We start from the raw sequence: 1664 nt of genomic DNA, 5'->3' as shown, positions 1-1664 counted from the left end.
CCGGGATCGCGGAGGCCGGGCGCCGGGAGGTCGCGTACGGCTCCCCGTACGGCTCCGGCCGCGCTCTGACCAGGTACGGAACACGCGTCACACCCCGGGTCCCCGCCACGCGGGCCCCGCCGGGCGGGCGTCACGGCAATCCAACCGTGACGTCCGCTTTCTCTTTTCCGTACGGAATTGCAGCGGGCGGGCGCCGCGCGTGCCAGGCTGAAGCCAGGCATATGACCTGAGGGCGCTGGCCGGGCGGGCCGCGCGGCAGGGGAGGGAGCAGGGAATGCGCCCGACGTACCAGCATGTGCAGCGGTACGCGCCCCCTGTGCGCCCATGTACGCCTCCGCCGGACGCGACCCGGGGGACGGCGGCTCGCGCGCCGGGCTTCCGGAGGCGTCCGCCGCGTCCGGGAGCCGACACCCGGCCGCCCCGCGATCCGGTGCCGCGGTCCCGCGAGCCGGTACGGCTCCGGGGGCGCGCGCCGACGCGTGCGCCCCTGCCCGCCGCCGCAGTCGCGGTGAAGGGGGCGCGAGGAAGACCGAAGACCCCGGCGCCCACGGGCGCCGGGGTCCGTCCTCCCCGGTGCCGACCCGGAGCCCCGAGCTCCCAGGGTCGTTCCTGCGGACCGTCATCCCCGAGCGGCCCGCTCCCCGCTGAACATCTCCCCAGGTCGGCGGCGGTCAATCATGGAACGTTGTCACCCGAACGAGCGGTGTTGAACGCCAGTCCTGCTGTTTTCGAATAAAGGTTCGATAGTGTGAGCGGCGAGGCCACCCGTGATCGAGAACCAGAAGGGGATGCCAGGACATATGGTGCGGCGCATCGATGTGACGGGCTCGGACGGCGTCCGGCTCGCGGCCTGGGAGTTCACCGATCCGCCCAAGGGGCGCGCGGACGAAGCGAGTGCGCCGGGGGTCTTACTGCTGCACGGACTGATGGGCCGCGCCACCCACTGGGCCGCCCAGGCCCGCTGGCTCTCGGAGCGGTACCGCGTGATCGGGCTCGACCAGCGCGGCCACGGCCGCAGTGAGAAGCCCGCGGACGGGCCGTACACCCGTGACGCGTACGTGGACGACGTCGAGAGCGCGGTCGAACAGCTCGGCCTGGGCCCGGTGACCCTCGTCGGACACGCCATGGGAGCCCTCACCGCCTGGCAGTTCGCCGCCAAGCGCCCCGACCTGGTGCGCTCCCTGGTCATCTGCGACATGCGGGCCTCCGCGCCCGGCGCCGCCACCCAGCGCGAATGGAGCGGCTGGTTCGACTCCTGGCCGGTGCCCTTCACGACCCTCGCCGACGTACGGAAGTGGTTCGGCGAGGACGACCCGTGGGTGGAGCGCCCCAACCCGGCGCGCGGCGAGTTCTTCGCCGAGGTGATGGCGGAGGGCGAGGACGGCTGGCGGCCGGTCTTCTCGCGCCGCCAGATGCTGGAGTCCCGGGCGACCTGGGTCCTGGACGCGCACTGGGAGGAGCTGGCACAGGTCCGCTGCCCGACGCTGGTGCTGCGCGGGATAGACGGCCAACTGGGCCGCGCCGAGGCCCAGGAGATGGTCCGGGTGCTGCCGCTCGGACAGTACGCCGAGATCCCCGACGCCGGCCACCTCGCCCACTACGACCGCCCGGACGCCTGGCGCACGGCGGTCGAAGCCTTCCTGGAACAGCCGGCCGGGCCCGCC

General features: G+C 73.7%; 1 protein-coding gene. It reads left to right on the top strand.

Going from position 1 to position 1664, the window contains the following annotated elements:
• Positions 1 to 800: 800 nt before the first annotated feature.
• The coding region (locus ACWD3D_RS36765; RefSeq protein ID WP_451464981.1) for an alpha/beta fold hydrolase at positions 801 to 1664 on the top strand (864 nt) is incomplete at its 3' end.

The organism is Streptomyces sp. NPDC002690 (assembly GCF_053592415.1).
Note: the sequence above shows the minus strand (reverse complement) of the source record. Positions and strands in the feature narration are given on the sequence as shown.